This is a genomic window from Nocardiopsis sp. EMB25, from assembly GCF_026797795.1.
GTDB classification, from domain to species: domain Bacteria; phylum Actinomycetota; class Actinomycetes; order Streptosporangiales; family Streptosporangiaceae; genus Nocardiopsis; species Nocardiopsis lucentensis.
The window spans coordinates 2158970-2180952 of record NZ_JAMTDN010000001.1; the positions used below are offsets into that span (position 1 = coordinate 2158970).

At 73.2% G+C, this 21983-nt stretch carries 19 protein-coding genes; 12 read left to right on the plus strand and 7 right to left on the minus strand.

What is annotated here, in order from left to right:
* Positions 1-63: 63 nt before the first annotated feature.
* Entirely contained in the window at positions 64-1269 is a 1206-nt protein-coding gene (locus KIK06_RS09315; RefSeq protein WP_268642819.1) for an amino acid aminotransferase, read from the minus strand.
* Positions 1262-2236, minus strand: coding sequence for a DMT family transporter (locus tag KIK06_RS09320; RefSeq protein ID WP_268642820.1), 975 nt, complete (start codon positions 2234-2236; stop codon positions 1262-1264). The genes KIK06_RS09315 and KIK06_RS09320 overlap by 8 nt, the downstream gene beginning before the upstream one ends.
* 148 nt (positions 2237-2384) lie before the next feature.
* Between KIK06_RS09320 and KIK06_RS09325 the strand changes: the two genes are divergently transcribed.
* Positions 2385-2870 carry an Lrp/AsnC family transcriptional regulator gene (locus KIK06_RS09325; protein ID WP_017601331.1) on the plus strand — a complete coding sequence of 162 codons (486 nt, stop codon included), beginning with the start codon at positions 2385-2387 and terminating at the stop codon, positions 2868-2870.
* A 247-nt stretch (positions 2871-3117) separates the two neighbouring features.
* On the opposite strand, the gene KIK06_RS09330 is transcribed toward KIK06_RS09325, so the two are convergent.
* The 3 genes from KIK06_RS09330 to KIK06_RS09340 are packed head-to-tail and all read right to left on the minus strand — an operon-like array spanning position 3118 to position 6175.
* The gene (locus KIK06_RS09330) at positions 3118-3975 is read right to left on the minus strand and encodes an ABC transporter ATP-binding protein (RefSeq protein ID WP_327084640.1); all 858 of its coding nucleotides are present in this window, start codon (positions 3973-3975) and stop codon (positions 3118-3120) included.
* Positions 3972-5078: a FecCD family ABC transporter permease gene (locus KIK06_RS09335; RefSeq protein ID WP_268642821.1), complete on the minus strand. Its 1107-nt coding sequence runs from the start codon at positions 5076-5078 to the stop codon at positions 3972-3974. The genes KIK06_RS09330 and KIK06_RS09335 overlap by 4 nt, the downstream gene beginning before the upstream one ends.
* On the minus strand, positions 5075-6175 hold the full coding sequence (locus tag KIK06_RS09340) for a FecCD family ABC transporter permease (RefSeq protein ID WP_268642822.1): 1101 nt from the start codon (positions 6173-6175) through the stop codon (positions 5075-5077). The genes KIK06_RS09335 and KIK06_RS09340 overlap by 4 nt, the downstream gene beginning before the upstream one ends.
* A 174-nt stretch (positions 6176-6349) precedes the next feature.
* Between KIK06_RS09340 and KIK06_RS09345 the strand changes: the two genes are divergently transcribed.
* The 9 genes from KIK06_RS09345 to KIK06_RS09385 all read left to right on the plus strand — a co-directional run bounded on the left by KIK06_RS09345 (position 6350) and on the right by KIK06_RS09385 (position 19269).
* Entirely contained in the window at positions 6350-7381 is a 1032-nt protein-coding gene (locus KIK06_RS09345; protein ID WP_268642823.1) for an ABC transporter substrate-binding protein, read from the plus strand.
* A 255-nt stretch (positions 7382-7636) separates the two neighbouring features.
* Complete coding sequence (locus KIK06_RS09350) at positions 7637-8953, plus strand: alanine racemase (RefSeq protein WP_268642824.1); 1317 nt, start codon at positions 7637-7639, stop codon at positions 8951-8953.
* 95 nt (positions 8954-9048) lie between these two features.
* Positions 9049-9621, plus strand: coding sequence for a GNAT family N-acetyltransferase (locus KIK06_RS09355; protein ID WP_268642825.1), 573 nt, complete (start codon positions 9049-9051; stop codon positions 9619-9621).
* Between the two features lie 239 nt (positions 9622-9860).
* Positions 9861-11444: a pyridoxal phosphate-dependent decarboxylase family protein gene (locus KIK06_RS09360; RefSeq protein WP_268642826.1), complete on the plus strand. Its 1584-nt coding sequence runs from the start codon at positions 9861-9863 to the stop codon at positions 11442-11444.
* Positions 11441-12781 carry a lysine N(6)-hydroxylase/L-ornithine N(5)-oxygenase family protein gene (locus tag KIK06_RS09365; protein ID WP_268642827.1) on the plus strand — a complete coding sequence of 447 codons (1341 nt, stop codon included), beginning with the start codon at positions 11441-11443 and terminating at the stop codon, positions 12779-12781. Before KIK06_RS09360 ends, KIK06_RS09365 begins: the two co-directional genes overlap by 4 nt.
* Positions 12778-14169, plus strand: coding sequence for a hypothetical protein (locus KIK06_RS09370; RefSeq protein WP_268642828.1), 1392 nt, complete (start codon positions 12778-12780; stop codon positions 14167-14169). Before KIK06_RS09365 ends, KIK06_RS09370 begins: the two co-directional genes overlap by 4 nt.
* The gene (locus tag KIK06_RS09375) at positions 14159-15979 is read left to right on the plus strand and encodes an IucA/IucC family protein (RefSeq protein ID WP_268642829.1); all 1821 of its coding nucleotides are present in this window, start codon (positions 14159-14161) and stop codon (positions 15977-15979) included. Before KIK06_RS09370 ends, KIK06_RS09375 begins: the two co-directional genes overlap by 11 nt.
* A 27-nt stretch (positions 15980-16006) precedes the next feature.
* Positions 16007-17845, plus strand: a complete 1839-nt coding sequence (locus KIK06_RS09380; protein ID WP_268642830.1) for an IucA/IucC family protein — start codon at positions 16007-16009, stop codon at positions 17843-17845.
* The gene (locus KIK06_RS09385) at positions 17842-19269 is read left to right on the plus strand and encodes a glutamine synthetase family protein (RefSeq protein WP_327084641.1); all 1428 of its coding nucleotides are present in this window, start codon (positions 17842-17844) and stop codon (positions 19267-19269) included. The genes KIK06_RS09380 and KIK06_RS09385 overlap by 4 nt, the downstream gene beginning before the upstream one ends.
* 75 nt (positions 19270-19344) lie before the next feature.
* Here the strand turns inward: KIK06_RS09385 and KIK06_RS09390 are convergent, their stop codons facing one another.
* Positions 19345-19959 carry a TetR/AcrR family transcriptional regulator gene (locus KIK06_RS09390; protein ID WP_268642831.1) on the minus strand — a complete coding sequence of 205 codons (615 nt, stop codon included), beginning with the start codon at positions 19957-19959 and terminating at the stop codon, positions 19345-19347.
* Positions 19960-20011: 52 nt separating this feature from the next.
* Between KIK06_RS09390 and KIK06_RS09395 the strand changes: the two genes are divergently transcribed.
* Positions 20012-21217 (plus strand): RNA-guided endonuclease InsQ/TnpB family protein, encoded by a 1206-nt coding sequence (locus KIK06_RS09395; RefSeq protein WP_268642832.1) that lies wholly within the window; start codon positions 20012-20014, stop codon positions 21215-21217.
* Between the two features lie 103 nt (positions 21218-21320).
* Positions 21321-21494, plus strand: a complete 174-nt coding sequence (locus KIK06_RS09400; protein ID WP_268642833.1) for a hypothetical protein — start codon at positions 21321-21323, stop codon at positions 21492-21494.
* 22 nt (positions 21495-21516) lie between these two features.
* On the opposite strand, the gene KIK06_RS09405 is transcribed toward KIK06_RS09400, so the two are convergent.
* A complete protein-coding gene (locus KIK06_RS09405) occupies positions 21517-21879 on the minus strand; it encodes a VOC family protein (RefSeq protein ID WP_268642834.1) in 363 nt (120 codons plus the stop codon).
* Positions 21880-21983: the final 104 nt, after the last annotated feature.

The following is a 21983-nucleotide window of genomic DNA, read 5'->3' on the forward strand; positions in this document are numbered from 1 at the left end:
TCGGCGCGGATCGGCCACAGCGGACGGCCTCCGCCCGAGCCGCGCCCTCCGCGGCCGGGGATCTCAGCCGGACGGGACGGCGCGGGCCGCCTCCAGGGCGGTGGCGATGCCCCTCGCCAGGAACGGAATCCGGTCCGCCGGGAGCCCCGCGACGTTGACGCGCCCCGAGTTCGTGCCGTAGATACCCGACCGCCTGCGCATTTCGCCCATCTGTTCGGGCGTGAGCGAGAGCATCGAGAACATGCCCTTCTGTCGTGCCAGCGCCGCCGCCTGCCCGGCGTGGCCGAGTGCGCGCAGACGGGCGGCCAGCTCCGCCCGGTTGGCCGTGATGTGCTCACGCATGGCGTCGAGTTCGGCCCGCCACACGGTCCGTAGCCGCTCGTCCTCCAGGATGGTGGTGACGACGGCGGCGCCGTGCTCGGGCGGCATCGAGTACAGCGTCCGCGCGGCGTTCTGCAGTGCCGTCTCGACGTGCCCCAGCGCCCGCCGCGACGACCCCAGGACGATCGCGCACCCGGTGCGGTCGCTGTAGAGGCCGAAATTCTTGGAGCAGCTGGCGGCGATCAGCACCTCGGGGAGCCGTTCGGACAGCATCCGTGTGGCCCGCAGGTCGGCTTCGAGGCCGTCGCCGAGCCCGTGGTAGGCCAGGTCGACGAAGGGGACCCAGCCGTTCGCCGCGGCGAGCCCGGCCAGTTCCTCCCACTCCTCGAAGGAGGGGTCGACCCCCGTGGGGTTGTGGCAGCAGCCCTGGAGGAGGACGACGTCGTGACGGCGCGCGGCGCGCAGGTCGTCGAGCATGCCGGCGGCGCCCGGGAGCCCCGCGGAGGCGGGTCGGCCATAGGTTCGGACCTGGAGGCCGGCGCCCTCCAGGATGGGGCGGTGGTTGACGTAGGCGGGGTCGCTGATCCACACCGTGGCGCCCGGGCGGGTCTGGCGTACCAGGTCGGCCAGCAGGCGCAGGGCTCCGGTGCCCGCCACGGTCTGCACGGCCGTCGCCCGCTCGGTCAGGGCCCGGGCGCCCAGCACCATGGACAGCATGGCCCGGTTGAAGGAGGCGTTGCCCGAGAGCCCGCGGTACTCCTTGGAGACGGAGCGTTCCGCCAGGCGCACCTCGGCCTTTCTGACCGCTTCCATGACGGGGGTGGCCCCGGTGCGGTCACGGTAGACGCCGAGGACGAGGTTCAGCCGGTCGGGCCTGGTGTCGGCGGCGAACTCGGCCTCCAGGTCGAACAGGGGGTCGGCGGGCGGGGAGGGGAGAAGCTCAAGCATCGGCGGCAGCCTTGGGTCGGGGACGTCGGTTGGCGAGCACGACACCGGTGGCGATGAGGGGAACGCCGACCAGGACGGACAGGGTCGGGGACTCGTCCAGCAGGGGAATGGCGAGCAGGACGACGACGACCGGACTGAGGCTGCCGACGACCGAACTGGTCTGCGGTCCCAGCCGGCGGATGGCGAACGCGTAGAGCAGGCCGGCGCACAGGCCGACCCCCAGGCCCTGGACGACGAGGAACAGCGCGAGGTCGGCGACGGCCGCCCGGGCCAGGCCGGTCGGCAGGACCCCGGTCAGGGCCAGCAGCCCGACGACGGCGAAGGAGGGCAGGCACAGCAGCCCGATGGACCCGACGGGGTCGAGGTCCACCTCCCGCAGCCCCACGGTGTACAGGGCCCACAGCCCGCTGGCCACGAGCAGTGTCCCCGACCCGAGCAGGACGTCGGCGTCCAGCTCCGCGGTGTGGCGCCAGACCAGAGCCGCGGCTCCGGCCACGATCAGCGCCAACCCGACCGGCTGCGTGCCGCGCGGTGCGCTCCCGCCGCCCGCGACCATGAGCGCGGAGACGAACAGGGGGACCATCCCGGGGACGATCGCCCCGACGAACGCGGCCGAGGTGAGCGAACCGCCGTACATCGCCGCGAGGAAGAACGGCACCCCCGCGCCGCAGATGATCTTGGCCGCCGGGCCGGGCCGCACGGCGGCCAGGCGGTGTCTGCGCCGCCACAGGGCGGGGGCCAGGACCACGAGGGGGACGCCGAAGCGCAGCAGGGCCGCGTCCGCGGGCGACAGCGTGGAGTCGCCCAGGGCGCGGGCGCTCAGGGCGAACCCCGCCCAGATGGTCACGGTGAGCAGCAGCGCCAGCATGCCCACGGCCCGCGAGGAGAGCCCCCCGCGCCAGCCCGCGCGGGACGCGGGGGAACGTGTCCGCGCTCCCGGCGTCCGCGCCGTACCCGTCACCGCCACCGACGATTCCTCCCGCTCGGACCCGTGCGGGCGAAACCGACGTCCGCCCTCCCGATGAAGGCAACACTAGAGCTTTTGGCGAGGCAGCCGATTGCCACTTCTGCCTGTCGGACCTAGCCTTTGGGGCAGAATCTGCCAAGGAGTGACGATGGACGCTGTGGATCTCCAGATCATCCACGAGCTGCAGGCGGACGGGCGGCTGTCCAACCAGGACCTGGCCGACCGGGTCGGGCTCTCCCCCTCACCCTGTCTGCGCCGGGTACGCCGCCTGGAGGAGTCGGGACTGATCAGCGGTTACACCGCGATGGTGGACCAGGTCGCCTTCGGCCTGCCGATCACCGTCTTCGTGCGGATCCGCCTGGAGCGCCACACGGCCGAGGCCGTCAGCGTGTTCGAGGAGCACGTCGGTCTCATCGAGCACATCCAGGACTGTTACCTGATGGCGGGCAGCAGCGACTACCTGCTCAGGGTCGTCATCGAGAGCCTGGAGGAGTACGAGGTCCTCGTGCGCACGCGGATCCACGCCATTCCCGGCATCGCGTCGATCGAATCCAGTTTCGCCTTCGGCAGCGTCAAGCGGTCCAAGGTCTACCCGTCCCCGAGCACGTCGCGCCCGAGTGCCCGCGGGCGCTGAACGGACCGCCGCGGCGCCCCTTCCCTCCGGCCGTCGCGGACCGGTTTTTGGAATGGTCGCCCGAGGGGGTGTCGTTCGGGCGCCGACAGGGTGCCGCACGACGAGTCGAGCCGCGAGCGAGGAACGGGCGGCAGGCGAAGAAGGAAGAACCGCGCCGGGGACGTCCGTCGAGGGCGGTGGCGGGCGACGGGCGGGCGGCGTCCCTCCCTTCCGGCGCCCCTCTTCGACGGTCCGGGGAGGCCCCCGTCTAGGACGCGCTCCCGCTGCGCCCCACGGGAACGACCATCGGGCCACCGGTCACCGGGTCCTCCACGACCACGGCCTCCAGGCCGAAGGCCTCCGCCAGCAGCCGCGGGGTCAACACGTCGGCCGGCGGCCCGCTGGCCACGACCGAGCCGTCACGCATCGCGATGATCGTGTCGGCGTAGCGGGCGGCCAGGTTGAGGTCGTGCAGCACCATGACGATCGTCCGCCCGCCCTGCTGGTGCAGGTCTCGGACCAGGTCCAGGACGTCGACCTGGTGCACGAGGTCCAGGAAGGTGGTGGGCTCGTCCAGCAGCAGCAGGTCGGTGCCCTGGGCCAGCACCATCGAGATCCACGCCCGCTGCCGCTGACCGCCGGACAACTCGTCCAGGGGTGTGTCGGCCAACTCCAGCAGACCCGTCTGGGCGAGCGCGTCGGCCACGGCGGTGTGGTCGTCCCCCGACCACTGGCGGTACCAGCGCTGCGCGGGGTGGCGGCCGCGGGCGACGAGGTCGGCCACGGTGAGCCCCTCGGGGGCGTTCGGCTGCTGGGGCAGGATGCCCAGTACCCGGGCGACCTCCCGGGTGGGGGCGCGGTGGATGTCGCGCCCGTCCAGTTCGACCACGCCCGAGCGTGGGCGCATGAGTCGTCCCAGGGCGCGCAGCATCGTGGACTTGCCGCAGCCGTTGGGGCCGATGACGCAGGTGATGGTGCCCTCGACGATGTCGGCGTCCAGGCCGTCGACGATGGTGCGGTCGTCGTAGGCGAGGGTGAGTCCGCGGGCGGTCAGCCGGGGGCGGGCGCCGGCGGGGGAGGCGGCCGGTGCGTCGACGTGTGCGGTGTTGCCGTGTGTCGTGGTCAAGCCTGGGCCTTTCGGTTTCCACGGACGAGGAGGTAGATGAGGTAGAGGGCGCCCAGGCTGCCGGTGACCACGCCCACGGGGAGCTGGATGGTCTCGAACAGGTTCCGGGCGATGAGGTCGGCCCCGCAGACGAGTCCGGCCCCGACCAGGGCGGACAGCAGGACCGGCGGGCGGGGGGCGCGGGCCAGCCGCAGGGCGATCTGGGGTGAGGCCAGGGACACGAAGAGGATCGGTCCGGCGGCCGAGGTGCCGAAGGCGGCGAGCAGCACGGCCAGGACGAGCAGGCCGGCGCGGCCCCGCTCCACGCCCACGCCCAGCCCCCGGGCGATGTCGTCGCCGTAGGACAGGGCGTCCATGGTGCGGGCCATGATCAGCGCGGCGGGCAGGCACAACAGCAGGGCGATGGCCACGGGGACCGCGTTCGGCCAGGTGCGCATGGTGAGGCTGCCCGCGATCCACACCATGGCGCGGCCGCTGTCGGTGACCTCGCCCAGGGTGAGCATCCACAGGGTGACGTTCATCAGCACGGCGGACACGCCCACGCCGACCAGGAGCAGCCGGTAACCGTCGATGCCCGCGCGCCAGGCCAGGCCGTAGCAGAGGACTCCGGCCAGGAGTCCGCCCGCCAGGGCGACGGCCGGGACGCCGATGTCGGCGAGGGGGCCGCTGACGATGCCGTAGCTGCCGCCGAAGGCCATGACCGCGACCACCCCGGCGCTGGCGCCGTGGGTGACGCCGAGCAGGTCGGGACTGGCCAGGGGGTTGCGCATGATGGTCTGTGTGATGGCTCCGGCGGCGGCCAGGGCGGCCCCGGCCAGCAGGCCGACCACGACACGGGGCATGCGCACCCGCCAGATGGTGAAGTACTGGTCGCTGCTGGTGCCGACGATGTTGGCCCACACCTGCGCGGCGGTGACCTCGGTCTCCCCTATGGCGAGGTTGAGGGTGACCAGGACGAGGATGGCCCCGCAGGTCAGAAGGGACGCGATGACCAGGCGGGGGCGTAGTGGGAGGGAGACCGGGCCCATCCGCAGGGCGCGCACGGGGCGCGGGAGTGCGGGTGTCCGGGTACGGGGGGCGGCGGGGGAGGTCGTGGAACTCATAGGGCGAGAAGTTTCCTGCGTCGGACGACGTAGATGAAGAAGGGGGCGCCCAGGATGGCGAGCACCACCCCGACCTGGAGTTCCCCGGGAGGGGCCAGGAAGCGGCCGAGGACGTCGGCGGCCATGAGCAGGATGGCGCCGAGCAGTCCGGAGTAGGGCAGCAACCAGCGGTGGTCCGAGCCGACCATGGCGCGGGCCAGGTGCGGGACGATGAGCCCGACGAAGGCGATCGGTCCGCAGGCGGCCACGGTCACGCCGGTGAGCAGCGTGATGGCGAGCAGCCCGGTGGCCCTGGCCCATCCGATCCGGAAGCCCAGGGCGCGGGCGGTGTCGTCGCCCAGCGCCAGGGCGTTGAGCGCGCGGGTGTTGGCCAGGGCCAGGACGACGCCGACGACCACGAAGGGGAGCATCTGGCCGATGACCGAGGGGTCGCGGCCGGTGAGGGAGCCCACGCGCCAGAAGCGGAAGTTGTCCATGGTGTCCTGGTCGAGCAGGACGATCCCCGAGACCAGCGAGTACATCAGCCAACTGACCGCGGTCCCGGCCAGGGCCAGGGTGATGGGTGTGGGACCGCGGCCGGGCACCGAGCCGATGAGGTAGACGACCACGGCCGCCGCTCCGGCACCGACGAACGCCAGCCAGGCCTGGGTGCGCAGGTCGTCGATGGCGAGGAAGTGGATCCCCAGGACCACCACGAAGGCGGCGCCGAAGGTGACGCCGAGGATGCTCGGGTCACCCAGGGGGTTGCGTGTGTGCCCCTGCATGAGGGCGCCGCCCAGGCCGAGGCTGAGTCCGGCGAGCAGGCCGAGCGCGGTGCGCGGCAGGCGGATCTCGTTGACGATGATGTTGGCCTCGTCACTGGCCGCGTGGGACAACGCCTGCCAGACGGTGGCGGGGTCGAGCATGCGCGCGCCGAACAGGACACTGCTCAACGCCGCCAGCCCGAGCAGGACCGCCAGAAGGCCCAGGCCGGCGATCCTGCGGGCGCGGCGGGCGCCGATCAGTCCCGTGGGCGGGGGGTCGTCGGCACCGGGCGCGAAGCCGTTCTCGGGCGTGGTGACGGGGCCGGCGGTCGCGGCCCCGGGGGTGTCACTCACCCACTGCTCCCCTCATGACGAGAGCCAGGTAAACCTAACTTAGGTTTGCCTAGCCATATGGTGATGATCTAAGTTTGCCACGTCCCGGCCTGGGACGACACATCGTCGGCGACAGTGCTCCCCCGTTCGGCACGGTCGCGAGGACGAGTACCGACCCCGATTGCGAGTTGCCTCATGACATCCTCCTCCCTCCTTCGCCGCAGGGGCCTTCCCGCCGTGGCCGTCGCCGCGGCCGTCGGCCTGCTCACCGCGTGCGGGGCCGCCGGGCCCGCCGACGACACCGGTGACGACGGCGCGTCCCAGGGCGGCTCCGCCGAGGGCTTCCCCCGGACCGTCGAGCACGCCATGGGCGAGACCGAGATCCCGGCCGCCCCCGAGCGGGTCCTGCCCCTCGACTCGACCTACGTGGACGCCACGCTGGCCCTGGGCGGCAACGTCGTCGGTTTCACGACCTTCGCCGAGGATGTGGACGCCCTGCCGGACTACCTGGTGGAGAGCGACTGGAACACGGGCACCTACGACGAGGCCGTCCCGGTCGGTCTGCTGTGGGACATCAGCCCCGAGCTGGTCGCCGGCACCGAGCCGAACCTGATCCTGTCCGCCGAGGTGCGTCACGGCGACGGCTACGACCAGCTCGGCGAGGTCGCCCCCACCGTCATGTCCGAGACCACCGGCGCGACGTGGAAGGACAACCTGCGCCTGACCGCCGAGTCGCTGGGCGCGGAGGACGAGGCCGAGGCCCTCATCACGGAGTACGAGGAGCGGGCCGCCGCGATCGGCGAGGCGATCGCCGAGGCCGAGGGCGGCGAGGCGCCCACCGTCTCCATCGTGCGGTTCGCCGGTGACGCCGATGGTGTGCGCCTGTACACGCGCAACTCCTACATCGGTGTGATCCTGGACGACATGGGCCTGCCGTCGGGTGAGGGCACCTCCACCGGGGCCGAGGACATCGTCACCTACCACAGCCAGGAGCGCCTGCTCGACCTGGACGCCGACCGCATCTTCGTGGCCGCCTACGACGACGGCGGCCAGGACGGCGTCAGCGAGCAGCGCGACGAGTACACCAACAGCCCCCTGTGGGGCGAGCTGGAGGGCGAGAAGACCGAGGTCGACGACGCCCACTGGATCTCCGGCGTCGGCCTGATCGCCGCCCACGCGGTGCTCGACGACATGGCCGAGACCTTCGGGGTCGACCCGCAGCGCTAGACGCTGTGCTTGTTCCGGGCCTCCGCCTCACCTCTCGGCCCGCCCTCCCCCGCCGTCGCCCACACGGCGCCGCGCGTGGTGGGTGGGCCACCACCTTCGACGGACGCCCAGCGGCGCGGTAGCCGACCGTGTTCGCACCCACCAGACGAGACCGCCAGGGGCCCGTCCGCCCAACGACGAACGGGCCCCTCCGTCGTGTCGGGCCCCGGACACCCCGCGTGTCCGGGGCGCCCCACCCCACCGGAAGGATCCGCCGTGGAACCGCCCCGTTCCTTCGAGAACGCCCCCGCACTGCCCGTCGACCGGATCCCCGAGCGGGTGCGCGAGGCCGCCCGCGCGCTCGCCGCCTCCCCCGGCTCCGGATACGTCTACGACCCCTCCCTGGCCGCCGACCGGGCCCGGACGCTGCGTGCCGCGCTGCCCGACTGGGCCCGGGTGTACTTCGCCGCCAAGTCCAACGGCTTCACCCCCGTCCTCGCCCGCCTGGCCGAGGCGGTGGACGGCTTCGAGGCCGCCTCCCTGCACGAGGCGCACGCCTGTCTCGCCGCGTTGGAGGAGCGCCGCGGCGGCCCGCGGTCGGGACGGATCGCGGTGAGCGGCCCCGGCAAGACCCCCGAACTGCTGTCGGGTCTGGCGTGGCTGCGCGCCCGGGAGGGCGCGGACGTCGTCGTCAACGCGGAGAGCGAGCTGGAGCTGCACCGGATCTCGGCGGCGGCGCGCGAGGCGGGCACGGTCCTGCCGGTGACGCTGCGGGTGAACCCCGAGCGGGTGCCGGTGAGCGGCGCCCTGGTCATGGGCGGCACCCCCGGACCCTTCGGCGTGCCCGAACCGATGGTGCCCTCGGCGCTGCGCGCGGCCGCCCTGCTGCCCGGTCTGGACCTGGTGGGTTTCCACGTGCACGCGGTCAGCGGCAACACCGACGCCGTCGCGCACGCCGCCTACGTGCGCTGGTGCCTGGAGTGGGCGCGCTCGACCGCGCGCGCCCACGACGTGGACCTGCGGGTCGTGGACGTGGGCGGGGGGCTGGGGGTGCCCTTCGAGGAGGGGGACGCCTCCTTCGACCTGGAGGCCTTCGGCGCGGCGCTCGCGGAGCTGGACGACCCGGGTGTGGAGGTCGTGTTCGAGCCGGGGAGGTGGATCGCGGCGCCGACCGGCTGGTACGTGGCCCGCGTGACGGACGTGAAGTCCTCCTACGGCGGCCACTTCGCGGTGGTGCGCGGTGGGATCAACCACTTCCAGCTGCCGACGTCGTGGGAGATCCGGCACAACTTCGCGGTCCTGCCCGGACACACCTGGCCCGCGGCGCTGCCCCGTCCGGGGGTGGCCGACGCCGCGGTGACCGTCTCCGGTGAGCTGTGCACGCCCGAGGACGTCCTGGCGCGGGACGTGCGCGTGGAGTCCGTGCGCGCCGGTGACGTGCTGGTCTTCCCGAACGCGGGCGCCTACGGGCACGAGTTCGCGATGCCCGCCTTCCTGGCGCACCCGGGGGCGCCGCGCGTGACCGTCACCACACGCGAGGCGCCGGCCACGGCTGTGGCGCGGGACACCCCTCACCCCACACCCTTGACATGATTAGGTTAGCCTGCCCTAATTAACATGCTGGTCATCCGGCTTGCGGTCCCCCAACCCGCATACCCACCGACCCCGTCCCCACACAGGAGCCCACCATGGCCGCCCCGGCCCCCACCGCCACCCAGCTCGACCTGCGCAACCTCACCGGCGCCGACGTCATGGCCGACCCCACCCCCTGGGTCTCGGCCTACGAGGAGGTCTACGCCCACGCCCTGCACCTGCCCGACCACAACGACCCGCCCTTCGGCGAGCGCCTGGCCTTCAGCGCGGCCCGCCCCGGTTTCCGGATGACCGCCGGATACCAGGACGGTGAACTGGTCGGGTTCGTCTACGGGTACACCCTGCCGACCACCACCGGCTGGTGGGACGGGTTCACCCCGGCTCCCGGCGTGGACGCCGAGGACATGACCCGCGAGCGGCCCGGTCGCACCCTGGCCGTGTGCGAGGGCCTGGTGCGCGCCCCCTTCCGCAACACCAGACTGGCCGTGCACGCCATGCCGATGTTCCTGTCCGGTCGGCCCGAGGAGCGGGCCGCCTCACTGGTCGCCGAGAGCAACACGCACGCGCTGAACATCTCCCTGCGCAACGGCTGGCGGCACGTGGGCGACCTGGCCCCGCACGACGGCTGGAGACGCCACCACTGCCTGATCATGCCGCTCGGCGGCTGACCCGGCGCCGTTCCACGTGGGTCGCGCCCGGTCGGCCCCGCTCCCGTCCGGGCGCAACCGCCCCTCCGAAGCCCACGGGGTGCGGCCTCCCGGACCCGCTCACCGGAACCGCCTCGCACCGCCCCGACCGCGACCTTCCCGCCGACGCCGACCAGCGTCCGTTCGCGGCGGGCGCCCCTGCCCATGCCCGCCATCCGCGCGTTACCGACCCGTCACGGAAAACGGAGTTCTGACGCCTCATGCACACCACGCCCAGGACCGGGCCCCCGACGAACGTCACCGACGCCGCCGACCGCCCCCTCCCCGACCTCACCACATCCGCTCTCGCCGGATCCCTCGGGCACCCCGGCGCCGCCAGCGGACCGGCCACCGTCGCCTCCCTCGTCGAGTCCGCCGCCCGAGCCCTGGTCGACTCCTCGACCCACCGCGGCGGTCCCCTGCCCGCCATGACCCCCCACCAGGTCGCCGCGATGGTCGCCGACGCGCTGGACACCGTCCAGCCCGACGGCCCCGACCGCTCCGCCGAGGTGCTCCACCGCCTCACCACCGCCCTCGCCGCGGGCGCCGCCGACCCGGCCCACCCCCACTGCGCGGCCCACCTGCACTGCCCCCCGCTGGCGGTCGCCGTGGCGGCCGACACCGTCGCCTCGATCCTCAACCAGTCCCTGGACTCCTGGGACCAGGCACCGGCCGCCACCGCCATGGAGACCCGGATCATCGCGGAGCTGGCCGACCTCGCCGGGTACGACGGTCAGCGGGCCGGCGGCGTGGTCACCTCCGGCGGCACCGAGTCCAACCTGACCGCGCTGCTGCTGGCCCGCGACCACGCGCTGGCCGCCCACTCCGACCTCGACCCCACCCGGACCGGCGTCGCCGCGGCCGCCGACGGGGCCCGCCCCCGCATCCTGTGCGGGGAGGTCGCGCACTTCTCCGTCCAGCGCGCCGCGGCCCTGCTCGGTCTGGGCGAGGAGGCGGTCATCACCGTCGCCGTGGACTCCGAGCACCGGATGCGCCCCGAAGCCCTGCGCAGGACCCTGCACCAGGTGCGCGAGAACGGCGACGTACCCGTCGCGGTCGTGGCCACGGCGGGCACGACCGACCTGGGCGGCATCGACCCGCTGGCCGCCGTCGCGCACATCGCCGCCGAGTACGGCGTGTGGCTGCACGTGGACGCCGCCTACGGCGGGGGTCTGCTCTTCTCCGACCGGCTGCGCGGCCTCCTGGACGGCCTCAGCCGCGCCGACTCGGTCAGCCTGGACCTGCACAAGCTCGGCTGGCAGCCGGTGGCGGCGGGCGTCCTGCTCACCCGTGAGCGCGCCTCGTTCGCGCCGCTGTCGCGGTCGGTGTCCTACCTGAATCCGACCGATGACGAGGAGGCGGGCTACCCCAGCCTGCTCGGCTACTCACTGCGCACCACCCGGCGCGCGGACGTGTTCAAGATCGCCGTCACCCTGCGCGCGCTCGGCCGGGAGGGCCTGGGCCGCATGGTGGACGCCTGCCGCGCCCTGGCGCTGGACGCCAGCGCCCAGGTGGTCGCCTCCCCGAAGCTGATCCTGGCCGCGGCCCCCTCACTGACCACGGTCGTCTTCCGCTACGACGCGGCCTCCGACACCGACCTGGTCAACGCGCGCCTGCGCCGCCGCCTCCTGGAGAGCGGGCGGGCCGTGGTGGGCCGCACCCACGTCGACGGACGGGTCTGGCTCAAGCTCACCCTCCTCAACCCCGACACCACCCCCGACGACATCGCCGCCCTGCTCGCCCTGATCGTCGCCGCCGGTGACGCCGAGACCGCGGCCGCCCAGAACCTGGAGGAGGCCCGATGACCGCCGCCCCGAACCCCACCGCCGGCACCGAGCGTGAGGTCCACGACCTCGTGGGCGTGGGCCTCGGCCCCTTCAACCTGGCCCTGGCCGCCCTCGCCGACGGCGTTCCCGGCCTGAGCGCCCGGTTCCTGGAGGCCCGCCCCGACTTCTCCTGGCACCCCGGCCTGCTGCTGGAGGGCGCCCGCCTCCAGGTGCCCTTCCTGGCCGACCTGGTCACCCTGGTCGACCCCACCAGCCGCTGGTCCTTCCTGTCCTACCTGCGCGAACACGACCGACTGTTCCCGTTCTACTTCTCCGAGAACTTCCACGTGCCGCGCCGCGAGTACGACGACTACTGCCGCTGGGTGGCCACCGGCCTCGACTCGTGCCGCTTCGACGCCCGCGTGCTCACGGTCCACCACGACGAGGGCGTGTTCACCGTCGAGCACGAGGACGCCTCCGGCGCCCGCCGCACCGTGCGCGGCCGCGCCCTGGTCCTGGGCATCGGCACCGAACCGGTCCTGCCCGAGGCGCTGCGCGACCTGGCGGGCGACCGCGTGTTCCACGCCGCCGAGTACCTGGACCGGGTGGGCGGCCTGGCCGGGGCCCGCGACCTGACGGTGATCGGCTCCGGGCAGTCGGGCGCCGAGGTCTTCCTCGACCTGCTGCGCTCCCCCGCGCACGCCGACACCCGGGTCAACTGGCTCACCCGCTCCCCCGGCTTCGCTCCGATGGAGTACTCCAAGCTCGGGCTGGAGCACTTCACCCCCGACTACACGCGCTACTTCCACTCGCTGCCCCAGCCCACCAGGGACCGTCTGGTGCCCTCCCAGTGGCAGCTGTACAAGGGCATCAGCGCCGACACCATCTCCGAGATCCACGACGCGCTGTACGAGCGCGGTGTCGGCGGCGCCCCGGTCGACGTGAGCCTGCGCGCCCACTGCGAACTCCTGGAGGCGCGCGAGGACGGCGGCCGGATCGCGCTCACCTTCCGCCACCGGGAGCAGGACCGGGTGTTCACCGCCCGCACCGACGGCGTGGTGGCCGCCTCCGGGTACGCCCAGCGCAGGCCGGACTTCCTGGAGCCGGTCCTCAAGCTCATCGAGACCGACGACCGCGGCCGGTTCGCGATCGACGCCGACCACCGCCTGCGCACCGACCCCGCGCTGACCGCGCCGATCCACGTGCAAAACGCCGAGCTGCACACCCACGGCGTGGGCGCCCCCGACCTGGGGTTGGGCGCGTGGCGGGCCGCCACCATCCTCAACAGCCTGACCGGCCGCACCGTCTACCGGCTGCCCGAGCGGACCGCCTACACCTCCTTCGGAGCACCCGACGCCTCGGGGGGCGGAGAGTGACGGCCCCCGCCTTCCGCCGTCTGTACCTGCTCGTGATCGTCCTGCACCTGGTGTCGGACGTGGCCCTGAGCCCCTTCTACCCCCAGCTCTTCGAGCGGTTGTTCGGTGTCACGGACATGTCGGCGACCGGCACCTACATCTGGGTGTGCCGGGTCACCGCCCTGGTCGCGATGCCGCTGTGGGGTGTGGTGGCGCGCCGCTTCTCCATGGCCTCGATCGTGCTGTGGGGTCTGGCGGTCTCGGCCGTGCTGGAGCTGATGATCGCCGCGGCGCCGAGCTACGCGGCCTTCACGACGCTCTCCGCGGTGCAGGTGGCGGTCACCATGTCCTTCGCCCTGGCCTACCCGGCCTTCGTGGGCAGCGGGACCGACCGGATGCGCGACGTCATGGCGCACACCTACATCATCAACGTCGGGACGGTGACCGCCACGGTCCTGGGCGCGGGGATCATGGCGCTGCCCAACCCCCGTTGGGGGATCGCCGCGTGCGCGCTGCTGTACGTGGTGCTGTTCGCGGTGTGCCGCCGCCACCTGCCGCGGGGATCGGGAGGGCCCGCCGTCCGGGACGAGCCCGCCCCGCGGACCGACGCGGACACCCGGTCGGGCGCGGCCTCCGCCGACCACGCGGACGAGCCGGCCGGCGGGGCGGCCGACGGGGCGGCCGGCGGAACAGCCGAAGCGCGTTCCACCCGACCATGGACGCGCCCGGCGCTGCTCCTGCCCTTGGTCGCGGTGTGCGCCGCCGTCCTGGCCGCCGAGTCGGCGCGCCTGGTGGTGCGACCGTTCTTCACCCTCTACGCCGAGGACGGCGGGATCGACCCCGCCGTGGCCGCCGCCCTGTTCCTGCTGCCGCAGCTGACCGTACTCGCGGTCCTGCCGCTGGCCGCACGGGTCCACGCCGTACTGGGCCGGGCCCTGCTGCCGATCGCGTGCGCCGTCGCGGCGCTGGGCCTGCTCACGCAGTTCCTGGCCCCCGGACTCGCCCTGCTGGTCCTGGGCCGGGTGGTCTTCGGAGCCGGGCTCGGCCTGGGCCACGTCGCCCTGGACCTGCGGGTGTTCGCGGTCACGCGGGCGCGCGGCCCGGCCTTCGCCGCAGTGGAGACCGTGCGCGTGGGCGCCACCCTGATCAGTCCGCTGCTGGCCACGGGGCTGGCCACCGCGGGGCTCGGGCTGCCGCTGGCCGTCGGAGCCGGACTGTTCGCGGTGCTGTCCCTACTGCTCATCGCCCTCCCCGAGGGCCTCGACGAGGAACCGTCGACCACCGCCCCCGGCGGTGGGACCGGGGCCGCCCACCCCTCCCCGACCACCCACGAGACCGACCCCGCACCCGTCCCCGCGCGCGAGCCGCGATCGCGCAACCGTGAGGAAGAGGACCAGCATGTCCACTGACACCAGCCCGCTGCCCGGCGCGACCGAGGCCGACGACCACCCCGACGCGCGCGTCTGGCGCGAGGCGGGCCGCCGCCTGCTCGCCCGGGTCGTCGCCGAGACGGCCTACGAGGAGATGGTCGTGCCCGTCCCGGCCGAGGGGGGCGGTGACGGCGACCCCGCGTGGTCGCTGGTGGTCGACGGCGGCGTCGAGTACCGCTTCACCGCCCGCCGGGGCGGCTTCGGCTCCTGGCACGTCAACCCCGGGTCCCTGACCCGGACCACCCCGGAGGGCACCACCGGGGCCTGGGACCCGACCGTGTTCGTCACCGACGCCCAGGAGACCGTGGGGCTGCCCGGCGACTCCCTGGCCGACGTCGTCCGCGATCTGCTGGCCACCCACACCGCGGACGCCCGCCTGCTGGCCGCCACCCCGGGCGCCGCCGCCCTGGCCGACCTGGCCTACGAGGACCTGGAGGGGTACCAGACCGGCCACCCGTGCATGTTCCTCAACAAGGGCAGGCTCGGTTTCTCGGCCGCCGACGTCGGCCGGTACACGCCCGAGGCGCGCGGCGCGTTCCACCTGGTGTGGATCGCCGTCCATCCGGACCTGGGCCGGTTCCAGTCCATGGCCGACACCGACCGGCGCCGCCTGGTCGAGGAGGAGCTCGACGCCGACCAGCGCGCCGAGTTCGCCGAGGCCGTGCGGGCGCGCGGCGGCGACCCGGACGCCTACCTGTGGCTGCCGGTGCACCCCTTCCAGTGGGACGAGATCGTGGCGCCGCTGTTCGCCGCCGAGCTCGCCCAGGGACGGGTGGTCGAGCTCGGCCGCAGCCGCGACCGCTACCGCCCCTTCCAGTCCATCCGGACCCTGATGAACCTGGACCGGCCGCACCGGCGCAACGTCAAGGTGCCGCTGATGATCCGCAACACCCTGGTGTGGCGGGGGCTGTCGGGGACGCAGACCGCCTGCGCGCCGCACACCAGCACCTGGCTCCAGTCGCTGGTCGCGCGGGACGACTTCCTGCGCGAGGAGTGCCGTGTGGTCATGCTGGGCGAGGTCGCCTCCGCGACCGTCCCGCACCCGGTCTTCGACCGCCTCCCCCAGGCGCCCTACCGGTTCAACGAGCTGCTGGGCGCGATCTGGCGCGAGCCGGTGCACAACAGCCTGGCGGAGGGCGAGCGCGCCCGTACCATGGCGTGCCTGCTCCTGGAGGGCACCGACGGGCGCGCCGTGGTCACCGAGCTGGTGGCGCGTTCCGGCCTGGAGGCCGAGGAGTGGCTGCGGCGCTTCCTCGGGGCGCTGTTCCCGCCCGTGCTGCACTACCTGTACCGGTACGGCGCGTCGTTCACCCCGCACGGGGAGAACATCGTGCTCATCTTCGACGAGGCCGACACGCCGGTGCGCGTGGCCATGAAGGACTTCGGCTCCGACGTCGAACTGCTCCCCTTCGACCTGCCCGAGTACGCCGAGATCCCCGACCGCGTGCGCGCCATGCTGCACCGCTGGCAGCCCGGCGAGCTGGCCCACTCGGTGCTGTCGGCGATCTGCGCCGGGCACCTGCGCTACCTCGCCGACATCGTCCAGCGCCAGCTCGGTGTCCGCGAAGAGCGGCTGTGGGCGCTGGCGCGCGAGCAGGTCACGGCCTACCACGAGCGCTTCCCCGAGCTGGCCGAGCGCTTCGCGTGGTTCGACCTGCTGGCCCCCAAGGTGGGCCGGGTCGCGCTCAACCGCGAGCAGCTCATGGGCGGCGGCTTCCACGACCGCGCCGAGCGCGACGCGGAGTTCGACGTCATGCACGGCATGGTCGACAACCCGCTCGCCCGCTGAACCACTCTCCCCGTAAGCGAGAACACCATGAACAGTCATCCCACCCCGCCCGATCCGCTGCCCGTGCCCACAGAGCTGACCCCCGACCGGTGGAACCGCGCCTGCGAACACCTGACCGCCAAGATGGTCGCGGAGCTGTGCTTCGAGTACGCCCTGCGGCCCGCACCGGAGGGGCCCGAGGCCGAGGGGCGCTGGCGGGCCGAGACCGGCGGCGGCGCGGCCTACGTCTTCACCGGACGCCGGACCGGCATGGACGCCTGGCGGGTCGAGCCCGGCAGCGTCGAGCGCCACGCACCCGACGGCTCCACCGCCCCGGCCACGCCCTTCGGTCTGCTGCGCGACCTGGGGGCCGCCGGAGTGGTCGACCCGGCGGTGGAGGCGTTCACCGTCGGCGAGCTCATGTCCACGCTCTCCTGCGACACCCGCCTGGCCGAGGACGAGGCGACCGCCGCCCACCTGGCCGACCTGGACCACGCCCACCTGGAGGGGCACCAGAGCGGACACCCGTGGATCTTCGCCAACAAGGGCCGGGTGGGCTTCTCCGCGGGCGACCGGGCGCTGTACCCGCCGGAGGAGCGCCGGGCCCAGCGCCTGCCGTGGATCGCCGTCCACCGGTCCCTGGCCGAGCACCACGGCGTGCCCGGTCTGTCCCAGACCGAACTGCGTGCCCGGGAACTGGACCCCGGGTCGCTGGAGCGGTTCACCGCGCGTCTGGAGGACCAGGCGGGCGAGCGCGCCGACGAGTACGTGTGGATGCCGGTGCACCCCTGGCAGTGGGACGAGGTCGTCGTGCCGCTGTTCGCCGCCGAACTGGCCGCCGGGCTGATCGTCTCCCTGGGCACCGCCGACGACGACTACCTGCCCCAGCAGTCGATCCGCACCTTCACCAACCTCACCCGCCCCGACCGGCTCAACGTGAAGCTGTCGCTGGCCATCCTCAACACGATGGTCTACCGGGGCATCCCCACCGAGCTGTGCCGGGCCGCGCCCGCCAGCACCACGTGGGTGCACCAGCTCCGCGACAAGGACGCCTTCCTGTCCGAGCGGTGCGAGGTGATCCTTCCCGGCGAGGTGGCCGCCGTCGCGGTCCGCCACCCCGTGTTGGAGGACATCCCCGACGCGCCCTACCGGCACCGCCAGCTCCTGGGAGCGCTGTGGCGCGAGCCGGTCACCGAGCAGCTGCGCGAGAACGAGAGCGCCCGTACCCTGGCCGCCCTGCTGCACGTGGACGGCTGGGGGCGCGCGCTGACCGCCGAGCTGGTGGAGCGCTCGGGGCTGTCGGCCGAGGCGTGGCTGACCGAGCTGTTCGGCGCCGTCCTGCCGCCCGTGCTGCACCTGCTCTACCGCTACGGGCTGGCGTTCAACCCGCACGGGGAGAACGCGATCGTGGTCTACGACGACCGCGACCGCCCGGTGCGGCTGGCGGTCAAGGACTTCGTGGACGACATGAAGTTGTTGGACACCGACCTGCCGGAGTACGCGGACCTGCCCGAGGAGGCGCTGGGTGTGCTCATGCGCTTCGACGCCCGGGAGCTGACGTCCTCGATCGCCAAGTCGCTGTTCATCGGGCACTTCCGGTACCTGGCGCCGCTGGTCGAGGAGCAGCTGGACGTGGCCGAGGAGCGGTTCTGGGATCTGGTGCGCGCCGAGATCCTGCGCTACCAGGAGGAGTTCCCCGAGCTGGCCGAGCGGTTCGCCGCCTTCGACCTGCTCCAGCCCGAGTTCGAGCGCGTGTGCCTGAACCGGGAGCGCCTGCTGGGCGGCGGGTACCACGAGCGGGCCGAGCGCGACGCCGAGTTCCACCTCGAGGCGCCGCCGATCCCCAACCCGCTGCACCGCGGCCCGTCGTCGGAGGAGAACCAGTGACCACCGGATTCGGCGCCGACCTGCCGCCGCTGACCGAGACGCTGCCGCCGTCTCCCCCGCCGCCGCCGTTCCCGGTTCCGCTGGAGCGGTTGCGCGCGGACGTGGCCTCGGGGGCGATCGCCGACGTCCTGGTCGCCCTGCCCGACCTCCAGGGCCGGGTGCAGGGCAGCCGGGTCAACCCGCGCGACTTCACCGACCGGATCGTCCGGGACGGGTTCGGGGCGTGCCTGTACCTGCTGGCCACCGACGTGGAGATGGAGGCCCGGCCGGGGTACGCGACGGACCCGTGGGGCGGCGGTCTGGGCGACTTCGACATCATGCCCGACCTGTCCACCCTGCGGTACCTGCCGTGGGACCCGGGGACGGCGCTCGTCCTGGGCGACGCCCTCGACGCCGACGGGGCGCCCGTGGCCGTCGCGCCCCGCCAGGTGCTCCGAGCCCAGCTGGACCGGCTCGCCGAGCGCGGCTGGCGGGCCCTGGCCGGGACCGAGCTGGAGTTCCTGGTGTTCCGGGACGACTACCAGAGCGCGTTCGAGGCCGACTACCGGGGCCTGACCCCGGCGACGCGGTTCAACTCCGACTACGCCGTTCCCGAGGTCACCGAGATCGACCCGCTCATGCGCCGGATCCGCACGGCGATGGAGCGCACGGGCATGACCGTGGAGTCGGCGCGCGGTGAGTGCCACCCGGGGCAGTACGAGATCGTGTTCCGCTACGACGACGCCCTGCGCACCTGCGACAACCACGTCGTGTACAAGGCGGGGGCCCGGCAGCTGGCCGCGCAGGCCGGTGTGGCGTTGACCTTCATGGCCAAGTACGACGGCGGGGAGGGCAACTCCTGCCACGTGCACCTGTCGCTGCGCGACGAGGACGGCGCGCCGGTCTTCGCCGACGACGGGACCGGTCGGCATGGCATGTCGAAGTACATGGAGCACTTCGTGGCCGGGCAGCTGGCGTGCATGCGCGACTTCGCGCTGATGTACGCGCCGAACATGAACTCGTTCAAGCGGCTGGCACCGGAGGCGTTCGCGCCGAGCAGCATCGCCTGGGGCCTGGACAACCGGACGTGCCCGGTCCGCGTGGTGGGCTCCGGGGAGTCGGCGCGGATCGAGTTCCGGGTTCCCGGCGGGGACGCCAACCCCTACCTGGCGGTCGCGGCGATCATCGCGGCGGGGCTGTACGGGATCGAGCAGGCGCTGCCGCTGCCGGAGCCCACGGCGGGCAACGCCTTCGCCCAGGACGGGCCCCGGCTGCCCACCTCCCTGGAGGAGGCCGTCCTCGCGTGGGAGGGCAGTGACATCGCCCGCGCCTGCTTCGGCCCGGACGTGGTGCGGCACCAGGCCGCCGCCGCCCGCGCCGAGCTGGCGGCGTTCTCGGCGTCGGTCACCGACTTCGAGCGACGCCGCCACTTCGAGCGCGGCTGACCCCGGTGGTGCCCCCGCCGTCCGCGGCGGGGGCACCGGGCGGTCCGCCCCGGGGCCAGGGCCCGCCCCGGGCGCTCAGTTCCCCGGGGCCAGGATCCTGGCCGTGAGGGCGGCCAGCTGTGCCCGCATGCGCTCCCGGCTCGTGTGCCGCTGCCCGACGAGGTGTTCCACCAGGTCCGCGCGGGTGGCGGCGAGCAGCGCGTGAGCGGTGAAGTCGCCGTCGCCGAATCCGGGGACGCGCTCCAGCAGATCCCTGAGGGTCCCGTGCCACCGTTCGTAGTGCTCCGCCTGGTAGGGGCTGTCGCCGCCGGTTCCCTCCAGGGCCAGGGCGAGGTGGCGGTGGTCGATCTTGAAGCACAGGACGGCGTCGAGCAGGGCGGGGACGCGCTGCTGCGGCGGGGCGTCCGGTCCCAGGGGCGGCGGGCCCTCCTCGACGGCGGTCCTGATCGGTTCGAGCCGCGTCTCGTACAGGGCGTGGATCAGGCCGGTGCGGTCGCCGTGCACGCGCTCACCGACGCCCGGGCCCCGAACTCCGACCTGGTCATCACCGGACCGGAGGCGCTCGGTTACGACGACGTCGCCGCCGTCCTCACCCGCGTCACCATTTTCCTCCGAGGATGCCTCGGCCTTCAGATCGGGAAGGAATCGGAGCCTCCGTTGCCCGCCCGCCGTAGTGGTGAGATGTCTCACATCGAAGGGGATTCTCCTTGGCCTGTCGGCGTTTCCCGCTAGATTGCCGACCGTGACGACACCACCACAGGCAGACGAGAAGGTCGGGCACGCCCGGTACACCTTCCGGCTGCGCGTGTCGTCCACCGCCCACCACGCCCTGGCACGGGAATGGAACCGGTGCCGCTGGGTGTGGAACCAGTGCGTCGCCGCATCCCGCGCCGCCCACAAAGCCGGGGAGAAGTGCGGTCCGGCACGGTTGGACAAGATGCTCACCGAATGGCGCGCGGCTAGGAAGTGGTTGCGTCGGGGCGGGTCGGTGCCCCAGCAGCAGACCATCCGCGACTTCGCCGCCGCCCGCACCAAAGCGCTCAAGGACATCAAGAACCGGGTGCCTGTGCTTCAGCGGGCGGGGATGCCGCGCTTCAAGAGGAAGAACGCATCTGATCCGACGCTGAACTACACCCGGCGGGGTTTCCGCCTCAAGGGCGGGCGTCTGTGTCTGGCCGGAGGTATCGCCCTGACCGTGGTGTGGTCCCGCGAGCTGCCCGCCGATCCGTCGAGTGTGCGGGTGTACCGGGACGCGTTGGGTCATTGGTACTGCTCGTTCGTGGTCCCCGCTCAGACCGAGCCCCTGCCCGCCACGGGGAGGGTGATCGGCGTCGACTGGGGTGTGGCGGAGACCGCGACCACCACGAGCGACGACCACGACCTGCCGCACGCCGAACACGGCAAGAAGGCGGAGGCCAAGCTTACCCGCTACCAGCGGATGATGGCCCGACGCAAACCCGCCCAGGGGCGCAAGGCGTCGAAGGGCTACCTGAGGGCGAAGAAGCACGCCGCGAGGGCGCACGCGAAGGTGGCCCGGCAGCGACAGGACACCGCCCGCAAGTGGGCCAAGCGTGTGGTGCGGGACCATGACGCGATCGCGGTGGAGGACTTCAAGCCGAGGTTCCTGGCCAGGTCCACGATGGCGCGTAAGGCGGCCGACGCGGCGATCGGGGCGACCAAACACGCTCTGGTCGAGATGGGTCGCAAGCACGGCCGGGACGTGCGCCTGGTGCACCCGGCCCACACGACGATGGACTGCGGCTGGTGTGGTGCGAGAGCCAAGCACCGCCTGCCGCTGTCGGAGAGAACCTACACCTGTACCGCGTGCGGGACCTCGCGTCCCCGGGACAAGAACTCCGCACACGTGATGCTGGTCCGGGCCGGTCTGAGCCCGGCTGGTGTCGAGGGCACAAGACCCGAGCGTCCGCAGGGCGTTCGGGCGGCCTGAGCCAGGAATCCCCACACATCCCACGGCGGGAGGGAACCCATCCGAAAGTTCCCTCCCTTCGGGGAGGGGAGCAGTCAACCACCGGCGGCTCACCCCCGAGGAGATGCGCGACCGGTTGGCCGCCGACCTACCCCGGGAGTACGCCCAGATGCTCACGGACATGGACCTGGCGATCGCCCGGGGCGCCGAGGACCGCGTCACCGACACCGTCCAACGGCTCACCGGCCGCCCGCCGGGGACCTTCGGCGCGTTCGCCGAACGGGAGGTCGGCCGGTGAAGGGGGCGGTCCGCTCCTCCGGTCAGTCCTTCGCCCAGACGCCCAGTTCGTTTCCGCTGGGGTCGGTGAAGTGGAACCGCCGCCCGCCGGGGAAGGAGTACGGGCCGTCCACGACGTTGCCGCCCGCCTTCCGGACGGCCTCCACCGACGCGTCCAGGTCGGTGGAGTAGAGCAGGACGAACGGCCCGCCCGGGCGGGGGCGCTCCCCCAGGGCGAGTCCGCCGACCTCGGGGGCGTCCCCGCCCGCGGGGTTGCGGATGCCCGCGTACTGGGGCCCGTAGTCGTTGAAGCTCCAGCCGAAGGCCTCGGTGTAGAAGCGCTTGGCCTGGTCGAGGTCGGTGACGGTCAGTTCGACGTAGTCGATGCCGTGGTGGTACTGGGTCATGGCGGCATTGTGCCCGAGGGGTCCGGCAAAGGGCGCGGACACGGCCGGAGGTGACCGAACACCGTCATCGTGCCCGAGGCTCGCGGAGCGACCGGTGGCGGCAG